Source organism: Serratia sp. P2ACOL2, from assembly GCF_003691565.1.
GTDB classification, from domain to species: domain Bacteria; phylum Pseudomonadota; class Gammaproteobacteria; order Enterobacterales; family Enterobacteriaceae; genus Serratia; species Serratia liquefaciens.
The window spans coordinates 3,716,917-3,740,383 of sequence record NZ_CP033162.1; the positions used below are offsets into that span (position 1 = coordinate 3,716,917).

The window sequence follows — 23,467 nt, forward strand, 5'->3', positions numbered from 1 at the left end:
CTGATAACCGTTCTCATTACCCAGAAAAACTTAAATAAATACCCACTTCGATATCTGAATCAAACGAACTCGATATAAATAAAACTTTTACCGAATTTTGGCCAAAAAAAACCTCCGCCGAAGCAGAGGTTTTATCATCCCGTTTTAACGCGTTTCGGCGTTATTCTTCATCATCAACCAAACAAGCATCATCTTGCAACGATGCCCCAGGTCCATTGAAGCTGTAGCTGTCGTTGCCGTTTTGCATGGCGCTGAATATCGCCATCGCCAGCTCATTACCGCACTGAGGATCCTTGCACAGGCTGTATTGAGTATCAGGCAACGCGGGTAACCCCTCGGTTGCACCAAGCACACGCAGGTCCGGACTCATCATTTCGATAGGACGAACGGTAATACCCAGACCGGCCTTGCAGGCAGCGCGAACGGCGGAAAGCGTCGAAGCCACATAGGCGATCCGCCATGGGATCCCAGCGTCGTCCAGGTGTTTGATCGCCATCGCGCGGAACGGACTTGGATCGTCCATCACCACCAACGGGATCGGCTCACCGGCCTGGAAATAGTAATCGGCCGCGCAATACCACAGGGTTGGCGAAGTACGCAGCACAATGTGCGGACGATCTGCGGCAGCTATAGTGGTGATGGCCAGATCGACTTCGCCGCTTTCCAGCATGTCGACCATGAACGAGCTGGGTTTCACCCGGACATCAATCGCCAGTTTTGGGTACACCGACGTGACGCGGTTAAGCAAGAAAGGCAGGATGGTATCGGCGGTATCGTCGGAAGCGCCAATAGTCAGAACACCCTTTATATTGTTGTACATCAACGAAGTACAGGCTTCGTCATTGAAGCGCAGGATTTTCCTGGCGTAGCCGAGAAGCTGAATACCGTGTTCGGTCAGTAATTTATTGCGCCCATGTCGGGCAAACAACTCTTTGCCAACCAGTTGCTCTAACCGCTGCATTTGTTGGCTGACGGCTGATTGAGTGCGACAAACGGCGACTGCCGCCGCCGCAAAAGTATTCAAATCAGCAACAGCTACAAAGGTTCTTAGCAGATCGAGGTCGAGATTGAGTATCGGACGATTTGCAGTTGTCATAGTGTTTTCTTCACTTTTTGAATTCTAATTTACAAACTACCCTGGTGTGTTTCTAAGACATCGTTAAAGGACGATGCCAGACATGACAGTACCCCACTCATAAGTGGAGGGCAAAAAAATTACTTTTATTTCGTTACCTCTATCGCCTTTTAAAATGTGATCTATCGTGAATGCTTATAGAAATGCCGTACTTTATAAGTGGTGAAAGTGTTTCATTTTTACCGGGTTAAATATTTTACTCATTCAACGCGTGAGATTTCCACACCAATCGTGCTGCATAACTCCCGCGTCCAGACTGGCCTCAGCGCCGTTTTCTGCACAGAAAAATCCGTAGTTCGCAGCGTAACGTCTGGTTCATTTTTTCATGACTTTAATAAATTCAATCAGTAACATTTATTGCGTGAATAAATCAGAAATAACTACTTAAACAGCGCTTAAGATAGAAACTGAAATACGGCTAATGTAATTCATCCTTGTCTTTCAGTTTGGATCGCCGATTGACATCCCGCTATCAGACTACTCTGGCATTATCATTTCTTTACATTTTAACTTCTTTAATCTTTGGCCGGATAACCCGTTTGTCGGGTCCCGTTCCGTTACGGGGATGATACCGGGTAATTATGACTGTACACCACCACAAAGACAGAATTAAATACCAATTTCAAAATAAAATGCAGCACTAAAACCCACCAAAACACTTTAACATTGCTTATCTCACCTGGGTTCCTGCGTTACCCCCTTCGTTTGCACCAAAGGCGTGCATGGCCCTTCAAAAGCGCCCGCGCCAGGAGTACATTGGGCAGGTTGCGGCATTCCACGGTAGGAACGCCCCCATCCCAGCAAAAGGCTCAACTTTTTATGTCCCCCATTGAGAAATCCAGCAAACTGGACAACGTCTGCTATGACATTCGTGGCCCGGTGCTCAAAGAAGCTAAACGTCTTGAAGAAGAAGGCAATAAAGTCCTGAAACTGAACATCGGCAACCCAGCCCCATTCGGTTTCGATGCCCCTGATGAAATCCTGGTCGACGTGATCCGCAATTTGCCCACGGCGCAAGGGTATTCTGATTCCAAAGGGCTCTTCTCGGCGCGTAAAGCGATCATGCAGCACTACCAGGCCCGCAACATACGCGACGTGACCGTTGAGGATATCTACATTGGCAACGGGGTTTCCGAGCTGATCGTGCAATCCATGCAGGCGCTGCTCAATAGCGGCGACGAAATGCTGGTGCCGGCGCCGGATTACCCACTGTGGACCGCGGCAGTTTCGCTGTCCGGCGGTAAAGCAGTGCATTATCTGTGCGATGAGCAAGCCGGCTGGTTCCCGGATCTGGATGACATCATCAGCAAGATCACTCCACGCACCCGCGGCATCGTGATCATCAACCCGAACAACCCAACCGGTGCGGTGTACAGCAAGGCCTTGCTGGAGCAGATCGTCGAGATCGCCCGTCAGCACAACCTGATCATCTTCTCCGATGAGATTTACGACAAAATTCTGTATGACGAAGCCGAACACCATTCGATCGCCGCGCTGGCACCGGACCTGCTGACCGTCACCTTTAACGGATTGTCCAAAACTTACCGTGTGGCGGGTTTCCGTCAGGGTTGGATGGTGCTGAACGGGCCGAAAAAACACGCCAAAGGCTATATCGAAGGCCTGGAAATGCTGGCGTCGATGCGTCTGTGCGCTAACGTACCGATGCAGCACGCTATTCAAACCGCACTGGGCGGTTACCAAAGCATCAGCGAATTTATTCAACCCGGCGGCCGTCTGTATGAACAGCGTAATCGCACCTGGGAACTGTTGAACGAAATCCCGGGGGTTTCCTGCGTGAAACCTCAGGGCGCGCTGTATATGTTCCCACGCATCGATGCCAAACGTTTTAATATTCACGACGATCAGAAATTGGTGCTGGATCTGCTGCTGCAGGAAAAAGTGCTGCTGGTGCAGGGCAGCGCCTTCAACTGGCCGTACCCGGATCATGTGCGCATCGTTACGCTGCCGCGCGTAGATGAACTGGAAATGGCGGTCGGCAAACTGGGCCGCTTCCTGGAAGGCTATCGTCAATAGTCATGATGGGCGCAGCCTGCTGCGCCCTTCTCCCCCATCACCGCACTGCCTGAGTTGCATAACCCGCCATCACTGCTCACAATGGAACCCTCACTTGCCGTTGTATAAGAGAGCACCATGAGCCAGAGCCACTTTTTTGCCCATCTGTCACGTTTGAAACTGATTAACCGCTGGCCGCTGATGCGCAATGTACGTACCGAGAACGTTTCCGAGCACAGCCTGCAGGTGGCATTTGTCGCCCATGCGCTGGCGGTGATCAAGAACCGGAAGTTCAATGGCAACCTGAGCGCCGAGCGTGTCGCCCTGCTGGCGATGTACCACGATGCCAGTGAAGTGATCACCGGCGATATGCCGACGCCGATCAAATACTACAATCCGCAGATCGCCCACGAGTACAAGAAGATCGAAAAGATCGCCCAGCAGAAACTGCTGGATATGATCCCGACCGAATTGCGCAACGATTTCCGCTCGATTCTCGACGAGCACTATTACACCGAGGACGAAAAGTTGGTGGTGAAGCAGGCCGATGCGCTGTGCGCCTACCTGAAGTGTCTGGAGGAGCTGTCTGCCGGCAATAACGAATTCAAGCTGGCGAAAGCGCGATTGGACAAGACCTTGCAGCAGCGCAGCAGCCCGGAAATGGACTATTTCATGAACGTGTTTATTCCCAGCTTCAGCCTGTCGCTGGACGAAATCAGCCTCGACTCCTCCCTGTAAATCTTATGGCGCAGCCCGCTGCGCCGTTAAAAAGCATACAGCCAGGGCACGATAATCACGCTAACCAGCATCACCAACAGCGTGAACGGCACGCCCATACGCACAAAATCACCGAACTTATAATTCCCTGGCCCCAACACCAACGTGTTCACCGGGGAAGAAACCGGCGTCATAAAGGCCGCCGAAGCGGCAATGGCGATAATCATGGCAAACGGGTACGGTGACACCCCCATTTCGCGGGCGGCGGCAATGGCGATCGGCGCCATCAACACCGCGGTTGCCGTATTGGAGATAAACAACCCAATCGTGGCGCACAGAACAAACAGGCACACCAGCATCACCCTTGGCCCGGCACCGCCGGCAACGTCCATTAACCCGCGCACGATCAAATCCACCCCGCCAGTCTTCTGCAATGCCTGAGCAAAGGGCATCATGCCGACAATCAAAATAATGCTCGGCCAGTGGATCGATTTGTAGGCACTTTCCATGTCGATACAGCGGAACTTACCCATCAGCAGGCAGGCAATCAATGCGGCGATCGGATTGGGGATCTCGTCGGTCAGCATCATCGCCACCATCAACGCCAGACAGAATAATGCGTGCGGCGCCTGGGTGATGGCCGGCGCAACCTCGTCGACCTCGGCGGGCAGATTGAGCACGATAAAATCGTGGGTTTTGGCCTGCAGTTGGCGAATCGCCTTCCAGTCGCCAATCACCAACAGAATGTCGCCCAACGCCAGGGGCTCATCCACCAGCTTGCCCGCCAGGGTTTCGCCATTGCGGCGGATCCCCACCACGTTCAGATCGTAACGGCTGCGAAAGGCGGATTCGCGCAGGCTTTTGCCCAACAACGTCGAGTCAGGAATCAGCGACACTTCCGCCATACCGACGTTGCGCGACTGCTCGGAAAAATAGTCGCCGCGCAGAACCATGGGTTCCAGTTGCTGCTCACTGCAGAATTCCCGTAAATCGACCTGGCTGTCCGACATGTCGAGCAGCAGCACATCGCCTTCGCGCAGCTCGGTGCTGCCGGATGCGCTGACCATTACCCGCCGAAAGCGCTTCCAACGTTCAATGCCCACCACATTGGCGCCGTAGCGAGCACGCAGGTGCAGCTCGTCAAGGGAATGTCCCACCAGCGGCGAACCGCTGCGCAGCGCCAGCCGACGCGCCCGGCCGGTCAGCTTGTAGTCACGGATCAGATCGCGGAAGGTGCGTCGCTGCCAGGTTTCGCGCGTCTTATCGCCGTCTTCATTACCCAGCCAACGGCGAGCCACCAGCATATAGCCCACGCCCAACACCAGCACCGCCAGGCCTACCGGCGTCACGCCGAAGAAGCCAAAACCGCTGATGCCTTCGCGCACCAGCTCGCTGTTTACCACCATGTTCGGCGGGGTCGCCACCAGGGTCATCATGCCGCTGATCAGGCCGGCAAAGCTCAGCGGCATCATCAACCTTCCCGGGGCGATTTTCATTCGCGCCGCCACGCTGAGCACTACCGGGATAAAAATTGCCACCACGCCGGTCGAGCTCATGAATGCCCCCAGGCCGGCGACGGTGACCATCAACAACATCAGCATTTTGGTTTCGCTACTGCCGGCGACCTTCACCAGCCAGTCTCCCACCTGATAAGCCACCCCGGTACGCACCAGCCCTTCACCAATCACGAACAGCGCAGCAATCAGGATCACGTTGGGGTCGCTGAACCCGACCGTGGCCTCCGGTAGGGTCAGGGTACCGCTCAGCACAAAGGCGATGATCACCAGCAACGCCACTACGTCCATACGCAGTTTATTGGTGGTAAACAACACAATGGCAATCAACAGTAAACTCAGTACCCACAGTAATTCGCTGTTCAAAACGGCCTCACCCGGCAGAGATATCCAAGGGCTTAAAAATTAGCATAAAAAAACCCCGCGGGTGCGGGGTCTAATCAATTTGGGTGAAGATAACGCGTTACGCCACCAGGTTAATCGCGGCGCCCTGCTCCGTTTTGCTCACGGCGATCTGCTCAAGCGATGACAGCAGCAGATCGACCTGATCCAACTTTGGTGCATCGGCAGGAGCATTGACGGCAATCACCTGGCAGCCTGCGGCCAACCCGGAAAGAATGCCGGCAGCGGCGTCTTCCACCACCACACAATCTTGCGGTGCCAACCCCAGGCGCTCAGCCCCCAGCAGATACGCATCCGGCTGCGGCTTGCCCTTTTTCACCTGCTCGGCAGTAATGAAAACCTCCGGCTGTGGTAGGCCACCGGCGTTCCGCCGAGCGGTAGCTACCGGGATCGAGCCGGAAGTGACGATCGCCCAGGGAATGTCGAGTTGATTCAAGCGTGCCAGCAAGGCAGCGGCGCCGGGCAGTGCGGTAACGCCCTCGGTGTCCTGCGCTTCCACCTGTTCCAGCAGCAGAAACTCCTGCTGGATCGCCGCCTCGCTTTCACCCGGCATAAAATGACGCAACGAGGTAATGGCCTGTTTACCGTGGATAAAATCCAGCACGTCCTGCGGATCAACGCCGCGGCGTTTGGCCCAGTTAACCCAGGCGCGCTCTACCGCAGGCAATGAATCCACCAACGTCCCATCAAGATCGAACAGAAAACCCTTACACTCCACAGGAAACCTCTTTTAATCATGCATTGATAATTTGCGCTATCTCAACGGCGCTCAAGTGATACTGGCGTGGGCATGATAGCCAGATAGCCAGCATACGCTGGTACTTTTCCCACATTTTGGTTTGGGCGTTGAAGCCGTGGCTGCCGGAATCGAAATGAGTATAGCGCCCCTCGGTGTTAACCAGGAAACGCACGTAGCTCAGATGGCGCGCCTCGGTCGCGGCGTCAAAGCCGAGAAACGCCAGGCGGCGGGCTTCAATACCTTGTTTGTCTTTCAGATTGTCCCAGGAAACCTGCAGCGCGTGGTGCATTTCCATCACGTTGATAATGGTGCGGCACACGTCTTCGCTCATTTCGCCGAAGTCGCGATCCAGCTCGCGCATCTGCAGGCCAAAACCGCGTTCGATAATGGTCTGCAAGCGACGGTAACGTTCGGCGTTATCCGGGTCCAGCAGGGTCATCATCTTGTATTGGTTCGACAGGATCAGGCGTTGGGCGTGGGTCATTTCCATTATAATTTCCTCGATAAATTACTCATGGCGAAAGCATCGCACAGCGCAATATCACAGGAAATCACAACTCGCCGGTTCTTTGATTTGAACGGGGGTTATTGGCCAGAACGCTAAAATGGCCGCCATCAATACGGCCATTTTTAGTGTTAAAGGTCATCCAGGAAGGTTTTATCCAACTGCTTGAAGGCGCGCTTCAGCAGGTCTGCCAGCGACTGGTAGGTTGGCGTGCCTTCTACCGGCGCGACGGCCTGACCGGCTTCCGTCAGCTTGTTGCGTACCTCATGGAACCACTGCAGCAGCGTGGGCGGCAACGGGGTAACCGAACGACGGCCCAACCACCACAGACCCTGCATCGGCATGCTGCAGGCAAACAGTGCGGTGGCGATCGCCGGGCCCAGTTGGCCCCCCAGGGCAATCTGCCAGGTCAGGGTAAACACCGCCAGCGGCGGCATAAAGCGGACGGCAAAGCGGGTGGCACTCGCAACGCGATTCTCCGGAAAGACCGGAGCCAGACGTTTGTCTGACGGCCAGGTTTTCATGTAATGCTGCCCGCGCTGGAAGACCTGAAACCAGCTTACGGAACCGGACGGTTTGCTCGTCATCGCGTACCTCAACGTCACAAAGAAAAATAAGGACACGGCCAACACATACTAAAAAATTTGAAGCTTTAAATTTATTTTGTGTTTGCCTCGGGCTATCGGTATCCTAGGCCGGCCTTTTGGCCGGTAGAAGATGACAATAATTCTGTCAACTTTTAGCCCTATAAAAATCAAGATTATTTAAACCGCAGAGAAATCATCGGTTTTTTCATCGTCATGTGGTTTGTGCAATTCACATGATGTTAATCATAAATGTCAACGGCATTATGCGCTACGCTTGTTGTCTGATTGACGATTAATTCACCACGTGTTTTGGTATTTCCTTTAACAACACGAACTATTTAAGTAGGTACTTCCATGTCGAGTAAGCTAGTACTGGTCCTGAACTGCGGCAGTTCTTCCCTGAAGTTCGCTATCATCGATGCTGTCAACGGTGAAGAACACCTCTCCGGCCTGGCCGAATGTTTCCACCTGCCTGAGGCTCGCCTCAAGTGGAAGATGGACGGCGCCAAACACGAAGCGGCTCTGGGTGCCGGCGCTGCGCACAGCGAAGCACTGAACTACATTGTTAATACTATTCTGGCACAAAAACCGGAGCTTTCTGCACAGCTGACCGCTATCGGTCACCGCATTGTGCACGGCGGCGAGAAGTTCACTTCTTCTGCCGTAATCAATGACGAAGTCTTGCAGGGTATCAAAGATTCGGTGCCATTTGCACCACTGCATAACCCAGCGCACCTGATCGGTATCGCTGAGGCATTGAAATCCTTCCCTAAACTGGCGGATAAAAACGTTGCCGTGTTCGACACCGCGTTCCACCAGACCATGCCGGAAGAATCCTACCTGTACGCCCTGCCGTACAGCCTGTACCGCGACCACAGCGTTCGTCGCTATGGCGCACACGGCACCAGCCACTTCTACGTAACTCAAGAAGCTGCGAAAGTGCTGAACAAGCCGGTTGAAGAAGTTAACCTGATCACCTGCCACCTGGGCAACGGCGGTTCCGTAACCGCAGTGCGCAACGGCAAATGCGTTGACACCTCTATGGGTCTGACCCCGCTGGAAGGCCTGGTCATGGGCACCCGCAGCGGTGACATCGATCCGGCGATCATCTTCCACCTGCACGACTCTCTGGGCATGAGCGTTGATCAAATCAACAAAATGCTGACCAAAGAATCCGGCCTGCTGGGCCTGACCGAAGTCACCAGCGACTGCCGTTACGTTGAAGACAACTACGCAACCAAAGCCGATGCAAAACGCGCTATGGACGTATTCTGCCACCGTCTGGCCAAGTACATCGGCGCTTACAGCGCACTGATGGACGGCCGTCTGGACGCGGTGATCTTCACCGGCGGCATCGGCGAAAACGCCGGTATGGTGCGTGAGCTGACCCTGGACAAACTGGGCCTGCTGGGCTTCGAGATTGACCACGAACGCAACATGGCCGCTCGCTTCGGTAAATCCGGCGCCATCACCAAAGACGGCAGCCGCCTGGCGCTGGTTATCCCGACCAACGAAGAGTTGGTCATCGCGCAAGACGCATCCCGTCTGACCGCGTAACGCTCTCCGACACCGTCAGCCCAGGCTGACGGTGCTGTTTTAGCCTCATGTTAATTCGTGAAGAGGACTATTCTGTGTCACGTACAATTATGTTGATCCCCACCGGCACCAGCGTCGGCCTGACCAGCGTCAGCCTGGGTGTCATCCGCTCCATGGAGCAAAAAGGCGTTAGCCTGAGCGTGTTCAAACCTATCGCTCAACCACGCACCGGCGGCGACTCGCTCGACCAGACCACCACCATCATCCGCAGCAGCAACTCCACCATCACGGCGGCCGAACCGCTGCGCATGAGCTACGTTGAAGGCCTGCTGAGCTCCAACCAGCAAGACGTGCTGATGGAAGAGATCGTGGCGCGCTATCACGAGAACACCAAAGACGCGGAAGTGGTGCTGATCGAAGGCCTGGTGCCGACCCGTAAACACCAGTTCGCCAACGCGCTCAACTATGAAATCGCCAAGACCCTGAATGCGGAAATCGTTTTTGTACTGGCACTGGGCAATGATTCCCCGGCTCAGTTGAAAGAGCGCATCGAGCTGGCTCGCAGCAGCTTCGGCGGCAGCAAGAACAAAAACATCACCGGCGTGATCATCAACAAGCTGAACGCCCCGGTTGACGAGCAGGGCCGCACCCGTCCTGACCTGTCCGAGATCTTCGACGACTCCACCAAAGCCAGCGTAACCAACGTTGACCCGGCGCAACTGTTCGCCAACAGCCCGCTGCCGGTGCTGGGCTGCGTGCCGTGGAGCTTCGACCTGATCGCGACCCGCGCTATCGACATGGCCCGTCACCTGAAGGCCACCGTGGTCAATGAAGGCGACATCATGACCCGTCGCGTGAAGTCTGTAACCTTCTGTGCGCGCAGCATTCCGCACATGCTGGAACACTTCCGTCCGGGTTCACTGCTGGTCACCTCGGCAGACCGTCCTGACGTGCTGGTTTCTGCCTGTCTGGCCGCGATGAACGGCGTGGAAATCGGCGCAGTGCTGCTGACCGGCGGCTACGCTATCGACGAGCCAATCAGAAAGCTGTGTGAACGTGCGTTCCAAACCGGCCTGCCGGTCTTTATGGTCGAAACCAACACCTGGCAGACCTCGCTGAGCCTGCAAAGCTTCAACCTCGAAGTGCCGGCGGACGACCACCAGCGCATCGAGAAAGTGCAGAACTACGTGGCCAGCCACATCAACGCCGAATGGATCGAGTCACTGACTGCGACCTCCGAGCGTTCGCGTCGCCTGTCTCCACCGGCGTTCCGCTATGAGCTGACCGAGCTGGCACGTAAAGCCGGCAAACGCATCGTGCTGCCGGAAGGCGACGAGCCGCGTACCGTGAAAGCGGCGGCCATCTGCGCCGAACGTGGTATCGCTGAGTGCGTGCTGCTGGGCAACCCGGAAGAGATCCAGCGCGTTGCCGCTGCGCAGGGCGTTGAGCTCGGCAAAGGCATCGAGATTGTTGATCCGGTCGCCGTGCGCGAGCAGTACGTTCCACGTCTGGTTGAGCTGCGTAAGAGCAAGGGCATGACCGAAGTGGTTGCGCGCGAGCAACTGGAAGATAACGTGGTTCTTGGCACCCTGATGCTGGAGAAAGGCGAAGTCGACGGCCTGGTTTCAGGCGCGGTTCACACCACCGCCAACACCATCCGTCCACCGCTGCAGCTGATCAAAACGGCACCGGGCAGCTCGCTGGTGTCCTCCGTGTTCTTCATGCTGCTGCCTGACCAGGTTCTGGTATACGGCGACTGTGCGATCAACCCGGACCCAACCGCTGAACAGCTGTCTGAAATCGCGATCCAGTCGGCAGACTCCGCTGCGGCCTTCGGTATCGAACCACGCGTTGCCATGATCTCCTACTCCACCGGTAACTCCGGCGCGGGTAGCGACGTTGAGAAAGTGCGTGAAGCGACCCGTCTGGCGCAGGAAAAACGTCCTGACCTGATCATCGACGGCCCACTGCAGTACGACGCCGCCATCATGGCCGACGTCGCCAAGTCCAAAGCGCCAAACTCTCCGGTTGCAGGCCAGGCTACCGTGTTCATCTTCCCGGATCTGAACACCGGTAACACCACCTACAAAGCGGTACAGCGTTCTGCTGACCTGGTGTCCATCGGGCCAATGCTGCAAGGCATGCGCAAGCCGGTGAACGACCTGTCACGTGGCGCACTGGTAGACGACATCGTTTATACCGTCGCCCTGACCGCCATTCAGTCTTCCCAGGCTGATGCAGCAGCAGCCAAAGCCTGATAATCCCCTAATTATCAGATAAAAAAAACCGGTCAATTGACCGGTTTTTTTATTTGCGCGAACGCATCAGGCATTTTCATCGCTATCGCGCAACGGCTTGCCATAGGCCTGTTCGTTGTTGCGCGTCAGCCACAGCGACAGCGCTTTTAACGAGTCCGGCGTGAATTCGTCGCAGCGGGCGGTGATTTCTTCCGGCGTCAGCCAGCTAACCTCAACCACTTCTTCTTCCTGCAGTGCAAAGGGGCCATGCGAGACACAGCTGAACAGCGCACCCCACACCCGGCACTGCTCTTCTTCAAAGTAGAACAGCCCGTGCTCGGCAAAAGGCACGCCGGCAATGCCCAGTTCCTCTTCCGCCTCGCGGCGAGCGGAGTCAAGCACGTTCTCCCCGCTTTGCACTACGCCACCGGCAGTGGCGTCCAGCCAACCCGGATAGAAATCTTTAATGTCGGTGCGACGCTGCACCAGAATTTTTCCCATTCCATCATGCACCACAATATAGGTAGCACGATGACGCAGCCGTTGAGCACGCATCTGTTGGCGACTGGATTGAGCAATCACTTCATTTTGCTCGTTGACGATATCAACCCACTCGGTATCTGCAGCCTGACCCTGTTCCGCCATCCTCTAAAACCTTCTATTTTGGCGCGATGCATCCCGCGCACTGGTTAATCAATGAGTGTTTTTCAAAGATTTTTATTGTGTGTGTATAAATTAGTGCGTTAATGCCACCTCTGCAACAGCCTTGCCGCCGTCCAAAGTGACCACACTTAAAATGCCGTCCTCCAGTATGCCATAGCTGGCGGGAAAGCCCCCTTTCGGAATGCTGACCGATCCTGGATTAAAGCAGTAAATTTCGCCCTGCCGTTCCGCCTGCGGTAAATGGCTGTGCCCATAGACCAGCACATCACCGGCAGATAACGGCGGCAGTGCGGAGGGATGATAAAGGTGTCCGTGGGTTAAAAACAATCGTCTTTTTTGCAATAGCACCTGCTGCCAAGACGCGGTGATGGGAAATGACAATAACATCTGATCAACTTCACTGTCACAGTTGCCGCGAACGGCGATGATCTTGTCGCTATAGCGATTCAATTGTTCAGCAACCTGCGCCGGTTGATAGCCCGCTGGCAACGCATTTCGCGGCCCGTGATTCAGCAAATCACCCAGCAGGATCAGCCAGTCGGCACCGCTTTGCTCAAAACGTTCCAGCACGCTTTCGGTGGCGGGTAGCGAACCGTGTATATCGGAGGCGAATATCAGCTTCATAACCTTTCCTTTGGCAGGGAAATAACGGCTATTTTATCGCAGTGGCCAGCGACGGCAAGGCTGCCGAGGAAGCGATTCCTGAAGACCCGGAATTGTGATGCATGTTGTAGAGATAGCATCAGACGAATCTCACATAGCCTGCTATTCTTAGCTGCTATTGTGGGTAACCCTATAGAAAGATCTCTGATATACCTTTGTGCGCGGCGAAGACCGCAACAACGTGTAATGACTTACAGATCACCTTACCGCAGGAGGCAACATGATTGACCTGTATTACGCGCCTACTCCCAATGGTCACAAAATTACCCTGTTTCTGGAGGAGGTTGGCTTACCCTACCGTATCCATCGCGTAAATATCAGCGCCGGCGACCAGTTCAAGCCGGATTTTCTGAGCATTTCACCCAACAACAAAATTCCGGCCATCGTCGACCAGCAGCCGGTTGATGGCGGTGCGCCGATCAGCCTGTTCGAATCCGGCGAAATCCTGCTGTATCTGGCGGAGAAAACCGGCAAATTGCTGAGCAAAGGCCTGCGCGAGCGTGCCGCTACGCTACAGTGGCTGTTCTGGCAAGTCGCGGGCTTTGGGCCGATGCTCGGGCAAAACCATCACTTTAACCATTACGCGCCGCAGCCGGTGCCCTACGCCATCGAACGCTACCATCTGGAAACCAAGCGTCTGTATGCCGTGTTGGAAGCCGAGCTGCAAAAGCACCCGTACCTGGGCGGCGACAACTACAGCATCGCTGATATTGCGACTTACCCCTGGGTGGTGTCTCACCCACGCCAGCGCATCGATCTGGCGGATTACCCGGCGGTACGCAACTGGTTTGAACGCATCAGCAACCGTCCCGCTACCGCACGCGCCTACAAGCTGGCCGAACAGGGCTAAATTTCCCGCTCCCCGACCCGCGGGGAGTTTCCTTTAGCTCGTTATCTTTTCCTTACTTTCCGTGTATTCTGAGCGGCAATAATCAGACCTGTGGAGATCTTCTGATGTCATTCAGTCAACCCGACGCCATTATTCGTATAAAAAACCTGCGGTTGCGTACTTTCATCGGTATCAAGGAAGAAGAAATTAACAATCGTCAGGACATCCTGATTAACGTAGTGATCCACTACCCGGCGGATAAAGCGCGCGACAGTGAAAATATCGACGACGCGCTCAATTACCGCACCATCACCAAAGCCATCATCCGCCATGTGGAAGATAACCGCTTCGCCCTGCTGGAAAAATTAACTCAGGATGTGCTCGATATCGTGAAACAACATGCCTGGGTAACCTATGCTGAAGTAGAGATAGATAAACTACTGGCCCTGCGCTACGCCGACTCGGTTTCGATGACCATGAGCTATCGCCGGGCCTGAAAACCACCTGTTTCAGGGAGAATCGACCATGCGGATCCTGATCACCGGCGCCACAGGATTGATAGGGAGCAGCCTGACGCGGCGGCTGTTGGGCCTTTCTCACCAAGTCACGGTGCTGAGCCGTAACGTGCCCCGCGCTCGTGAGCGCTTCGGTGAACAGGTCAGCTACTGGTCAACGTTGCAGGATCAGCCTTCGCTCGATGGCTTTGACGCCGTGATCAACCTGGCCGGCGAGCCGATCGCCGACAAGCGCTGGAGTAAGGCGCAGAAAGAACGCCTGTGCCACAGCCGTTGGGATCTGACCGAGCAGTTGGTGAAATTGATTAACGCCGGCAGCAACCCGCCCAGCGTGCTGATTTCCGGTTCCGCGACCGGTTATTACGGCGATCAGGGCCAGGCGGTGGTCACCGAAGACGAAGCGCCGCATGACGAGTTCACCCATCAACTGTGTCAACGTTGGGAATCGTTGGCGTTGCAGGCGCAAAGCGATGCCACCCGCGTCTGTCTGCTGCGCACCGGCGTAGTGCTGGCGGCAAAAGGCGGCGCGCTGGCGAAGATGTTGCCGCCGTTCCGCTTCGGTCTGGGCGGGCCCATCGGCAGTGGCCGTCAATACCTGCCGTGGATCCACCTGGACGACATGGTCAATGGCATTATCTATTTGCTGGATCACCAGACCCTGCAAGGCCCTTTCAATATGGTTGCCCCCTACCCGGTCCACAACGAGCAGTTTGCCGCTCAGTTGGCCAACGTGCTCGATCGACCGGCATTTTTGCGCGTACCGGCATTCGCCATGCATTTATTGATGGGGGAAGCGGCAGTGTTGGTCTTGGGTGGGCAACGTGCGGTGCCGAAACGGCTGGAAGAGGCAGGCTTCAGCTTCCGCTTTCTGGAGCTGGAGCAGGCGCTGGATGATGTGATCAATCAGCGGGACCCAGTCCGCTGAGGAAGTTATCGGGGCCAGAAAAATCCGGCCCCGACAATCGATTATTTTAATGCGCCGGAAAGAAACTGCTGCAAACGCGGGCTTTTCGGATTGCCAAACAGTTCGGCCGGTGGCCCCTGCTCTTCGATCAGCCCTTTGTGCAGGAAAATCACGTGGCTGGACACGTGGCGAGCAAACTCCATCTCGTGCGTCACCACCACCATGGTTTTTCCCTCTTCCGCCAGCTTTTGCATGATGCGCAGCACTTCCCCTACCAGTTCCGGATCCAGCGCCGACGTCGGTTCATCAAACAGCAAAACTTCCGGCTCCATCGCCAATGCCCGGGCGATCGACACGCGCTGCTGCTGCCCGCCGGACAGGTGCACCGGGTATTTGCCACGGGCACGTTCATCGATGCCGACCTTATCCAGATAGCGTATCGCGCGCTCACGCGCCTCGGTCTTGCTCAACCCCAGTACCTGCACCGGTGCTTCCATCACGTTCTCCAGCACCGTCATGTGGCTCCACAGGTTGAAGTGCTGGAACACCATGGTCAGGCGAGTACGCAGCAGCTGCAGCTGTTTCTTGTCGAACACCTTAAGCTGCCCGTCCTTGTCGCGCACCATGCGAATATCTTCATTGTTCAGGCTAATGGATCCTTCACTCGGCTTTTCCAGGAAGTTAATGCAGCGTAAAAAGGTACTTTTACCGGACCCGGAAGAACCGATGATGCTAATCACATCCCCTGCGTTGGCCGCCAGCGATACGCCTTTCAACACTTCGTGTTCGCCATAGCGCTTATGCAGTTCGGTGACGGCTAATTTATTCTCAGACATAGTGTGTTCCCGTCATTATCAGTGATTAACGTGTGCCATCCAGCGCTTTTCCGCCTTGCGGAACAGGCTGATTAACCCGTAGGAGATGATCAGATACAGTACCGCCGCAATGCCGAAGGCATAAAACGGTTGATAGGTCGCCGCATTGATGTCTCGCGCTATCTTCAGCAGATCCGGCACGGTGGCGGTAAACGCCAGCGCGGTAGAGTGCAACATCAGGATCACTTCGTTACTGTAGGCAGGCAACGCGGTGCGCAGCGCGGAAGGTAAAATGATGCAGCGATACATTTTAAAGCGTGAGAAACCATAGGCATTGGCTGCCTCGATTTCACCGTGCGGTACCGCGCGAATAGCCCCGGCGAAGATTTCGGTGGTATAGGCGCAGGTGTTCAGCGTCAGCGCCAAAATGGTGCAGTTGAGCCCGCTGCGGAAGAAGGCGTTGAGGAAGTCCGTACCACGCACGATTTCCAGGCTGTACATGCCGGAGTAGAACACCAGCAATTGCACATACAACGGCGTGCCGCGGAATATGTAGGTATACAGCCATACCGGGAAGCGCACCCAGCTGATGGAGGAAACGCGCGCCACCGCCATCGGGATCGCCAGCAAACCGCCCATCACCACCGAGGAGATCAGCAACCACAGCGTGACCGCCACGCCGGTAAAGCGATAACCGTCGCTCCACAACAACGACTGCCAATACTGTTGCAAAATTTCGATCATAGCTCAGCCCTCCGGACGCCGAGGGAATAACGCCGTTCAAGCCACAACAGCACGCCATTGGACACGGTGGTGAAGACCAGATAAACCACCCCGGCCACGATCGCGAAAAAGAACGGCTGATAGGTGCCTTTACCGGCCAACTGGGTGGCCTTCACCACGTCGTTCAGGCCCAGAATCGACACCAGCGCCGTCGCCTTGAGGATCACCTGCCAGTTATTGCCGATGCCAGGCAGGGCAAAACGCATCATGGCAGGGAACAGAATGCGGCGGAATATTTGCGAACCGGAAAAACCGTAGGCGGTGGCCGCTTCTATCTGCCCTTTCGGCACCGCCAAAAAGGCCCCACGGAAAGTCTCAGTGAAATAGGCACCGTAGATAAACCCAAGGGTGATGATCCCCGCGCTGAGCGGATCAATATCGATTTGCGAAAAACCAAGCAGTTCGGTGATGTTGTTAAGTGCAATTTGCAGGCCGTAGAAAATCAGCAGCATCAGTACCAGATCGGGTACGCCACGGATCAGCGTGGTATAAGCGCCAAACAGCGTGGAAAGCAGGCGGTTATGGGAAAGCTTGCCACCGGCGCCGATCAAACCAATCACCACCGCCAGCAGTACGGAACTGAGGGCCAGCTCCAGCGTCACCAGAGCGCCCTCAAATATCAATTGGGAGTAGCCTTGCAGCATTTACTTCACCCTGTCGTCATAGGATCCCGAACCATCGGGGCCGGCAGACCGGCCCCGTAGTCACAACATGGAAGGGTATGCGGCATTAACCGCCGTAGACGTCAAAGTCGAAGTATTTCTTCGCAAACTTGTCGTAGGTGCCGTCTTTGCGCATTTCGGCAAAGGCCTTATCCAGCGCCGCCTTGAGCTCGGTATCGGTCTTGCGCAGGCCCATGCCGGTGCCTACGCCAAAGAATTTGTCATCCTTCACCGATTCACCGGCGAAAGCGTAATCCTTGCCTGGAGGCTGTTTCAGGAAGCCATCACTCCCTGCGACTTCATCCTGGAAGGCGGCATCGATACGGCCGGATGCCAGGTCGGCGTAGACCAAATCCTGGTTCTGATAAGGCACAACGGTGATGCCCTTCGGCTGCCACATGGCGTTGGCATAGGCTTCCTGGGTGGTGCCCTGCAGCACGCCGACGCTCTTGCCTTTCAGCGCATCCACGGTAGGCAACAGTTTCGACCCTTTCGGCGCGATCAGGCGGGCGTTAGCGGCATACAGCTTGTCGGTAAAGGCAATTTCCTGCTGGCGTTTTTCGGTGATCGACAAAGAAGAGATGATGGCGTCAATTTTCTTCGCCTTCAGGGAAGGGATCAGCGCGTCAAAATCGCTTTCCACAAAGGTACATTGGGTATTTATGCGTTTGCACAGCTCTTTGGCCAGATCGATATCAAAGCCGACCAGCTCACCTTTGGCATTTTTGGACTCAAAGGGTGCATAGGTCGGATCGGTACCTATCTTCAAGGTCGATGGTACGGCGGCAAATGCGCTGCTTGCCGCGCTTAAAGCCAAGACTAAAGGAAGAACCTTAACCAGCTTTTTCATAAATTACCCTCAAATTGATTTTTTCGATGCCACTGCGGGCATTATTTTTCCACCAAATCAATTTGCAGTAATCGTGCCACATTGGTTGCTGTCGGCGGAGGGAACGGCTCCGACCTTCACAAAACTGTTTCCTGGGACGATAACCGCAAAATTAAATCGGCCTGGCTGGGCCGCGCCACGGGCAATGGAGAAATACCAGCGCCTTGAAACAGTGAACGTGATGAAGTGGGATCATTATGGTGCAGGTGCCGCCCTAATTCAGTGCGGTGTTGCACAAATGTGCCAAATTGGAGAGAAATTTGTTAATTGGCACCTTGCCAGCGGGAAAATAAATCTTTGGGTAATTCAATATCGAACTGATCGACCACCCGGTTCACCGTTTGGTCGATGATGTCTTCTACGCTTTCGGGGCGGTGATAAAACGCCGGCACCGGCGGCATAATGACGGCTCCCATTTCTGCCGCTTGAGTCATCAGGCGCAGGTGGCCCACGTGCAGCGGAGTTTCACGCACGCACAGCACCAGCCGGCGACGCTCTTTCAGCACCACGTCAGCGGCGCGCGTCAGCAGACCATCGCTGTAGCTGTTGGCGATACCGGACAACGTTTTGATTGAGCAAGGTAAAATCACCATCCCGATAGTTTTGAACGATCCGGAAGAGATGCTGGCGCCAATATCGCGCGAGTCATGTACCACATCGGCCAGCGCCTGCACTTCGCGCAGGCTGAGCGCGGTTTCCAGCGACAGCGTTTGTCGCGCTGCATTACTCATCACCAAATGGGTTTCCACCTCTGCGACGTCACGCAATACCTGCAGCAGGCGCACGCCGTAGATAGCGCCGCTGGCGCCGGAAATACCGATGATGATTCGTTTCATAAAGCTGGCCTCTGCCACGGAAAAAATAGGATCAGGCAGACTTTGCCGCAATGGCGCTATATAAGCAAGTCAGGCGGGAATAATGCACCGCAGCGACCGCCGCGGTGCACCATTTTGGTCAGTGCGAAGGCTTAGCCTTCGTTGTGCATTTCCAGATTTTCCGCTTCGGTCTGGCTACGCATTTCTTTGGCGTCGTCATTGCGCAGCGATTCCAGATACTCGAGGTAGCTCTGGTCGACGTCTTTGGTGACGTAGATACCGTTGAATACCGAGCATTCGAACTGGCTGATGTCCGGGTTCTCTTCACGCACCGCTTCAATCAGATCGTCCAGATTCTGGAAGATCAAACCGTCGGCGCCGATGATCTGGCGGATTTCATCCACTTCACGGCCGTGGGCAATCAGTTCGTTGGCGCTTGGCATGTCGATGCCGTACACGTTGGGGAAACGAATCTCCGGCGCTGCGGAAGCCAGATAAACACGTTTCGCCCCGGCGTCGCGCGCCATTTCCACGATCTGTTCAGACGTGGTACCGCGCACGATGGAGTCGTCCACCAACAGCACGTTCTTGTCGCGGAATTCGGCGCGGTTGGCATTCAGCTTGCGGCGTACCGATTGGCGACGCGCCTGCTGACCCGGCATGATGAAGGTGCGGCCGACGTAGCGGTTCTTCACAAAGCCCTGACGATACGGTTTGTCCAGGATACGGGCGATTTCCAACGCGATATCACAGGAGGTTTCCGGGATCGGGATCACCACGTCGATGTCCAAATCTTCCCATTCGCGGGCAATTTTCTCACCCAGCTTCTGCCCCATGCGCACGCGGGCGCTGTAGACCGAAATCTTGTCCATAAAGGAGTCTGGACGGGCGAAGTAAACGTATTCGAACAGGCACGGGTTGGTTTTTGGGTTCTCTGCACACTGACGAGTGAACAGTTGGCCCTTGTCGGTGATGTACACCGCTTCCCCAGGCGCCACATCGCGCAGGAACTCGAAGCCCAACGTATCCAACGCCACGCTCTCGGAAGCCACCATATACTCGTTGCGGCCGTCTTCAAGCGTGCGTTTGCCAATCACCAGCGGGCGGATGCCGTTAGGGTCACGGAACGCCAGCAGGCCATGGCCGATGATCATCGCGACGCAGGCGTAAGCGCCGCGCAGCTGCTGATGCATGGCGGCAACGGCGGTGAATACGTTGTCGGACTCCAGCGGATAGTGTTGGAAACGGTCCAGCTCGCTGGCCAGCACGTTCAGCAAAATCTCGGAATCGGAGGTGGTGTTGACATGGCGGCGACCGCTTTCAAACAGCGTTTGACGCAGTTCATGGGCGTTGGTCAGGTTGCCGTTGTGTGCCAGCGTAATGCCGAACGGTGAGTTTACATAGAAAGGTTGAGCCTCTGAGGCACTGGAGCTGCCAGCCGTCGGGTAGCGCACATGGCCAATACCCATGTTGCCCTGCAAGCGCTGCATATGGCGTGCCTCGAACACATCCTTCACCAGACCGTTTGCCTTACGCAGACGGAACCCGTTATGGGCATCGATGGTGACGATGCCTGCGGCATCCTGGCCACGGTGCTGTAGCACCGTCAACGCATCATAAATCGACTGGTTTACCGGCATAAAACCGGCGATACCGACAATACCGCACATGTTGTCTTTTCCTCATCAGCGCTACCGCCCCGGTAAATGGGTCGGTAAGAAACTCGACGTGCTCTGCAGGTAGTCAAAGAACCACCTGATGATGTAACTGAACTGGGGAATAAGCTGCGACTGTTTCCAGTCTGCGCTTTGCGAAAAGCCGGTAAAGGTATCCAGGAAAAACAGTATCGCCGAAACGATTAACACGCCGCGCAGTGCGCCGAAACAGACGCCCAGTACCCGGTCGGTGCCTGATAACCCGGTTTTCTCTACCAGTGAGCTAATCACATAGTTAACAATAGCTCCTACGATCAGGGTCGCGATAAACAAGATGGCAATCGCGATGCCGTTTCGCACCAGTTCATCTTCAAAACGAGTGAAGTAGACCGCAAGGTAAGAGTAGAAATGGCTGGCAACAAAAAACGCACATCCCCATGTCACAAGTGACAATGCTTCGCGAACAAACCCTCGGATCAGGCTAACCAGAGCCGAAAATCCAATCACCGCTATAATGACGTAATCAATCCAGACCATGAACTATTCCAATGATGAATCGCCCCTGCATCCAATTCGCGGCGAATTCTAACAGAAAAAGAAAACGTTTGCGTAGGGGTTTTCCTACCACGTTACAAATAAAAAGCGGCGATAAAAAATTCCCAATCGCCGCGCCTACATAGGCCATTTCAGCTACGAAAGGCACAGTTTTTTTAATGATTATACCGTCATCTTTCGGTTCCGGGGCACAGCATGCTGTGCCCCCTGCGCTTAACGTACGCCGTACGGCTTCACCTGACCGCTCAAGCCGCTGATAGAATTCAGCGCGGGCAGCGAAGACTGCAGTTTCTGTTTCGAGGCGTCTGGCCCGACATAAATCCGGGTGATCTGCCCCTGTACCGGCGTTGACGGCACGGTAAAGGCACGATAGCCGGACAGCCTCAGCGACGCCACCACCTCATTAACCTTGGCGGCGTTCTTCAACGCCCCGAGCTGCACCACATATGCCTGCCCTGCCGGCGCTTTCTCTTCCGCCGGTTTCTGCACGGGTGCAGGTTCAGGCTTCGGTGTCGGCGTAGGCTCCGGTTTCGGCTCTGGCTTAGGTTCGGGTTTCACCACCGGCTTCACTTCCACCGGTTTCGGCTGCTGCACCGGTTTCGGTTTCACTTCCACCGGCTTGGCTTCAACCGGTTTCGGTTTCGGCTGCTGTACCGGTCGGGTTTCAACCGGCGGCGGCGTAACCTGGGTCGGCTGCTGAGCCGGCTGGCGGATGGCCTGTTGCGTCGCCGCTTCATTGGCAGCCTGCTGCTCCACCATCGCGCCCGCGCCTTCCGGCGGTTGGGCCGGCAGCGTCTGGCTTACCGGCGGCACCACGTCGTTTTCTTCCACATCACCGGCCTTCGGCACCAAAGGGATGGCGGCGAACTCGTCCTCATAATGCTTCTTTTTACCGTCCAGCAGCCCTGGCAGGATAATCACCCCCAGCGCAACCAAAATGACGGTACCGACCAATCGGTTTTGAAATTTACTTGCCACTCACACTCCCCGCATCTCGTCTAACGCCGCCATTACCTGTGCAACGGTGTGGAACGATCCACAGACGATCACAATATCCTGAATATCAGCGTCCTGCATAGCCTGACGCCAGGCAGTTTCGACATCGGCGAACTGCCGCGGTTCCGTCAAATGTTGCGCCAACTGCTCGGCGCTGGCACCGCGCGGCCCTTCCAACGGCGCACAATACCACTCATCGACCTGCTCACTCAGACAGGCCAGCGTACCGGCGATGTCTTTGTCCGACAGCATGCCCACCACCGCGCGCACTTTACCGCCATTGCGCGGCAACGTCGCCAGACGCCCGGCCAGATAACCGGCTGCGTGCGGGTTATGCGCGACATCGAGGATCAACATCGGATCGCGGCGCACAATCTGGAAGCGCCCAGGCAACGTCGCCTGCTGTAGACCGGCGAAGATCGCACGTTCATCGATTTCCAGCGCAGAAAAATGCAGCGCCGCCAACGCCGTCGCGGCATTCGCCAGCGGCACATTTGGCATCGGCAAGTCGGTCAGCAAGGTGCCACCGCCCTCCCACTGCCAGCGTTCGCCCTGTTCGCTGAAGGTCCAGGCGTCGCCGCGACGATACAGCTGCGCCCCCAGCGTATCCGCCACCTGCTGAATGGTCGCCGGCATATCCGGTTCCCCCACCACCGCAGGTTTACCACCACGGAAAATACCGGCCTTTTCGCGGCCAATGCTTTCGCGATCGCTGCCCAGCCAGTCGGTATGATCCAGCGCGATGCTGGTTACCACCGCCACGCTCGGATCGACGATATTGGTTGCGTCCAGGCGGCCGCCCAGGCCCACTTCCAGGATCACCACGTCAAGCTTAGCCTGTTTGAACAGCTGCAACGCCGACAGGGTGCCAAATTCGAAGTAAGTCAGTGAGGTTTCGCCCCGGCCCGCTTCAATGGCGGCAAACGAACGGCTGTGTTCGGCCTCGCTCAGCTCATCGCCTTGAATGCGCACACGCTCGGTGTAGCGCACCAGGTGCGGCGAGCTATAAACGCCGACGCGCAGACCGGCCGCCATCAAAATGGCTTCCAGGGTGCGGCAAGTGGTGCCTTTGCCGTTGGTACCGGCAACGGTGAACACCGTCGGTGCAGGGGTGAGTAAATCAAGATGCGCTGCAACGCGCTGTACGCGTTCCAGGCCGAGTTCGATCGCCTGGCTGTGCAGACGCTCAAGATAGAAAAGCCACGAGCTCAATGGCGACGTGGCTTGGGGAATTTGGTGGTTTTGCATGAGTCCCGTCACTGAACTTGGGTTCATTAATCCATCAGGGCACCACCCTCACCGCGGTAAAGGCGATGCTCTGCATGATACCCGTTGTCT

At 55.7% G+C, this 23,467-nt stretch carries 23 protein-coding genes; 7 read left to right on the forward strand and 16 right to left on the reverse strand.

Features of this window, described 5'->3' with window-relative positions:
• Nucleotides 1-160: 160 nt before the first annotated feature.
• Nucleotides 161-1,096 (reverse strand): transcriptional regulator LrhA, encoded by a 936-nt coding sequence (gene lrhA / locus EBA31_RS18060; protein ID WP_122079907.1) that lies wholly within the window; start codon nt 1,094-1,096, stop codon nt 161-163.
• Nucleotides 1,097-1,954: 858 nt separating this feature from the next.
• On the opposite strand from lrhA, the gene EBA31_RS18065 reads away from it, so the two are divergent.
• Entirely contained in the window at nt 1,955-3,169 is a 1,215-nt protein-coding gene (locus EBA31_RS18065) for a pyridoxal phosphate-dependent aminotransferase (protein WP_020827851.1), read from the forward strand.
• Between the two features lie 117 nt (nt 3,170-3,286).
• Complete coding sequence (gene yfbR, locus EBA31_RS18070) at nt 3,287-3,886, forward strand: 5'-deoxynucleotidase (protein ID WP_115058411.1); 600 nt, start codon at nt 3,287-3,289, stop codon at nt 3,884-3,886.
• Nucleotides 3,887-3,912: 26 nt separating this feature from the next.
• Here yfbR and EBA31_RS18075 read toward each other — a convergent pair whose 3' ends face one another.
• The 4 genes from EBA31_RS18075 to yfbV all read right to left on the reverse strand — a co-directional run bounded on the left by EBA31_RS18075 (nt 3,913) and on the right by yfbV (nt 7,612).
• The gene (locus EBA31_RS18075; protein WP_232807826.1) at nt 3,913-5,745 is read right to left on the reverse strand and encodes an SLC13 family permease; all 1,833 of its coding nucleotides are present in this window, start codon (nt 5,743-5,745) and stop codon (nt 3,913-3,915) included.
• 97 nt (nt 5,746-5,842) lie between these two features.
• The gene (locus EBA31_RS18080) at nt 5,843-6,499 is read right to left on the reverse strand and encodes a sugar phosphatase (protein WP_046373051.1); all 657 of its coding nucleotides are present in this window, start codon (nt 6,497-6,499) and stop codon (nt 5,843-5,845) included.
• 16 nt (nt 6,500-6,515) lie between these two features.
• Entirely contained in the window at nt 6,516-7,010 is a 495-nt protein-coding gene (locus EBA31_RS18085; protein WP_020827855.1) for a YfbU family protein, read from the reverse strand.
• 146 nt (nt 7,011-7,156) lie between these two features.
• A complete protein-coding gene (gene yfbV / locus EBA31_RS18090) occupies nt 7,157-7,612 on the reverse strand; it encodes a terminus macrodomain insulation protein YfbV (protein WP_020827856.1) in 456 nt (151 codons plus the stop codon).
• 354 nt (nt 7,613-7,966) lie between these two features.
• Here yfbV and ackA point away from each other — a divergent pair, with 354 nt between their 5' ends.
• Nucleotides 7,967-9,169 (forward strand): acetate kinase, encoded by a 1,203-nt coding sequence (ackA, locus tag EBA31_RS18095; RefSeq protein ID WP_020827857.1) that lies wholly within the window; start codon nt 7,967-7,969, stop codon nt 9,167-9,169.
• Nucleotides 9,170-9,243: 74 nt separating this feature from the next.
• Entirely contained in the window at nt 9,244-11,406 is a 2,163-nt protein-coding gene (pta, locus tag EBA31_RS18100; protein ID WP_122080655.1) for a phosphate acetyltransferase, read from the forward strand.
• A 66-nt stretch (nt 11,407-11,472) separates the two neighbouring features.
• Here pta and yfcD read toward each other — a convergent pair whose 3' ends face one another.
• Together yfcD and yfcE are read right to left on the reverse strand one after the other, a co-directional pair.
• On the reverse strand, nt 11,473-12,030 hold the full coding sequence (gene yfcD / locus EBA31_RS18105) for an NUDIX hydrolase YfcD (protein ID WP_020827859.1): 558 nt from the start codon (nt 12,028-12,030) through the stop codon (nt 11,473-11,475).
• 90 nt (nt 12,031-12,120) lie between these two features.
• Complete coding sequence (gene yfcE, locus EBA31_RS18110) at nt 12,121-12,672, reverse strand: phosphodiesterase (protein ID WP_020827860.1); 552 nt, start codon at nt 12,670-12,672, stop codon at nt 12,121-12,123.
• A 259-nt stretch (nt 12,673-12,931) separates the two neighbouring features.
• Here yfcE and yfcG point away from each other — a divergent pair, with 259 nt between their 5' ends.
• The 3 genes from yfcG to EBA31_RS18125 all read left to right on the forward strand — a co-directional run bounded on the left by yfcG (nt 12,932) and on the right by EBA31_RS18125 (nt 14,980).
• A complete protein-coding gene (yfcG, locus tag EBA31_RS18115; protein WP_020827861.1) occupies nt 12,932-13,561 on the forward strand; it encodes a GSH-dependent disulfide bond oxidoreductase in 630 nt (209 codons plus the stop codon).
• Nucleotides 13,562-13,665: 104 nt separating this feature from the next.
• Nucleotides 13,666-14,037: a dihydroneopterin triphosphate 2'-epimerase gene (folX, locus tag EBA31_RS18120; protein ID WP_012146035.1), complete on the forward strand. Its 372-nt coding sequence runs from the start codon at nt 13,666-13,668 to the stop codon at nt 14,035-14,037.
• Between the two features lie 28 nt (nt 14,038-14,065).
• Nucleotides 14,066-14,980: a TIGR01777 family oxidoreductase gene (locus EBA31_RS18125; RefSeq protein ID WP_122079909.1), complete on the forward strand. Its 915-nt coding sequence runs from the start codon at nt 14,066-14,068 to the stop codon at nt 14,978-14,980.
• A 41-nt stretch (nt 14,981-15,021) separates the two neighbouring features.
• Here EBA31_RS18125 and hisP read toward each other — a convergent pair whose 3' ends face one another.
• The 9 genes from hisP to folC form a co-directional block, all read right to left on the reverse strand.
• The gene (gene hisP / locus EBA31_RS18130) at nt 15,022-15,795 is read right to left on the reverse strand and encodes a histidine ABC transporter ATP-binding protein HisP (protein ID WP_020827863.1); all 774 of its coding nucleotides are present in this window, start codon (nt 15,793-15,795) and stop codon (nt 15,022-15,024) included.
• An 18-nt stretch (nt 15,796-15,813) separates the two neighbouring features.
• On the reverse strand, nt 15,814-16,518 hold the full coding sequence (locus EBA31_RS18135; protein WP_020827864.1) for an ABC transporter permease: 705 nt from the start codon (nt 16,516-16,518) through the stop codon (nt 15,814-15,816).
• Nucleotides 16,515-17,201: a histidine ABC transporter permease HisQ gene (locus EBA31_RS18140; RefSeq protein WP_020827865.1), complete on the reverse strand. Its 687-nt coding sequence runs from the start codon at nt 17,199-17,201 to the stop codon at nt 16,515-16,517. Before EBA31_RS18140 ends, EBA31_RS18135 begins: the two co-directional genes overlap by 4 nt.
• Before the next feature lie 85 nt (nt 17,202-17,286).
• Nucleotides 17,287-18,069, reverse strand: coding sequence for a histidine ABC transporter substrate-binding protein HisJ (hisJ, locus tag EBA31_RS18145; protein ID WP_020827866.1), 783 nt, complete (start codon nt 18,067-18,069; stop codon nt 17,287-17,289).
• A 302-nt stretch (nt 18,070-18,371) separates the two neighbouring features.
• Nucleotides 18,372-18,944: a UbiX family flavin prenyltransferase gene (locus EBA31_RS18150; protein WP_020827867.1), complete on the reverse strand. Its 573-nt coding sequence runs from the start codon at nt 18,942-18,944 to the stop codon at nt 18,372-18,374.
• A gap of 131 nt (nt 18,945-19,075) precedes the next feature.
• Nucleotides 19,076-20,593, reverse strand: a complete 1,518-nt coding sequence (purF, locus tag EBA31_RS18155) for an amidophosphoribosyltransferase (protein ID WP_020827868.1) — start codon at nt 20,591-20,593, stop codon at nt 19,076-19,078.
• Between the two features lie 21 nt (nt 20,594-20,614).
• A complete protein-coding gene (gene cvpA / locus EBA31_RS18160; RefSeq protein WP_020827869.1) occupies nt 20,615-21,115 on the reverse strand; it encodes a colicin V production protein in 501 nt (166 codons plus the stop codon).
• Between the two features lie 231 nt (nt 21,116-21,346).
• Nucleotides 21,347-22,111 carry a cell division protein DedD gene (dedD, locus tag EBA31_RS18165; protein ID WP_122079910.1) on the reverse strand — a complete coding sequence of 255 codons (765 nt, stop codon included), beginning with the start codon at nt 22,109-22,111 and terminating at the stop codon, nt 21,347-21,349.
• Nucleotides 22,112-23,377: a bifunctional tetrahydrofolate synthase/dihydrofolate synthase gene (gene folC, locus EBA31_RS18170; protein WP_020827871.1), complete on the reverse strand. Its 1,266-nt coding sequence runs from the start codon at nt 23,375-23,377 to the stop codon at nt 22,112-22,114. It lies immediately after the preceding gene.
• Nucleotides 23,378-23,467 lie beyond the last annotated feature (90 nt).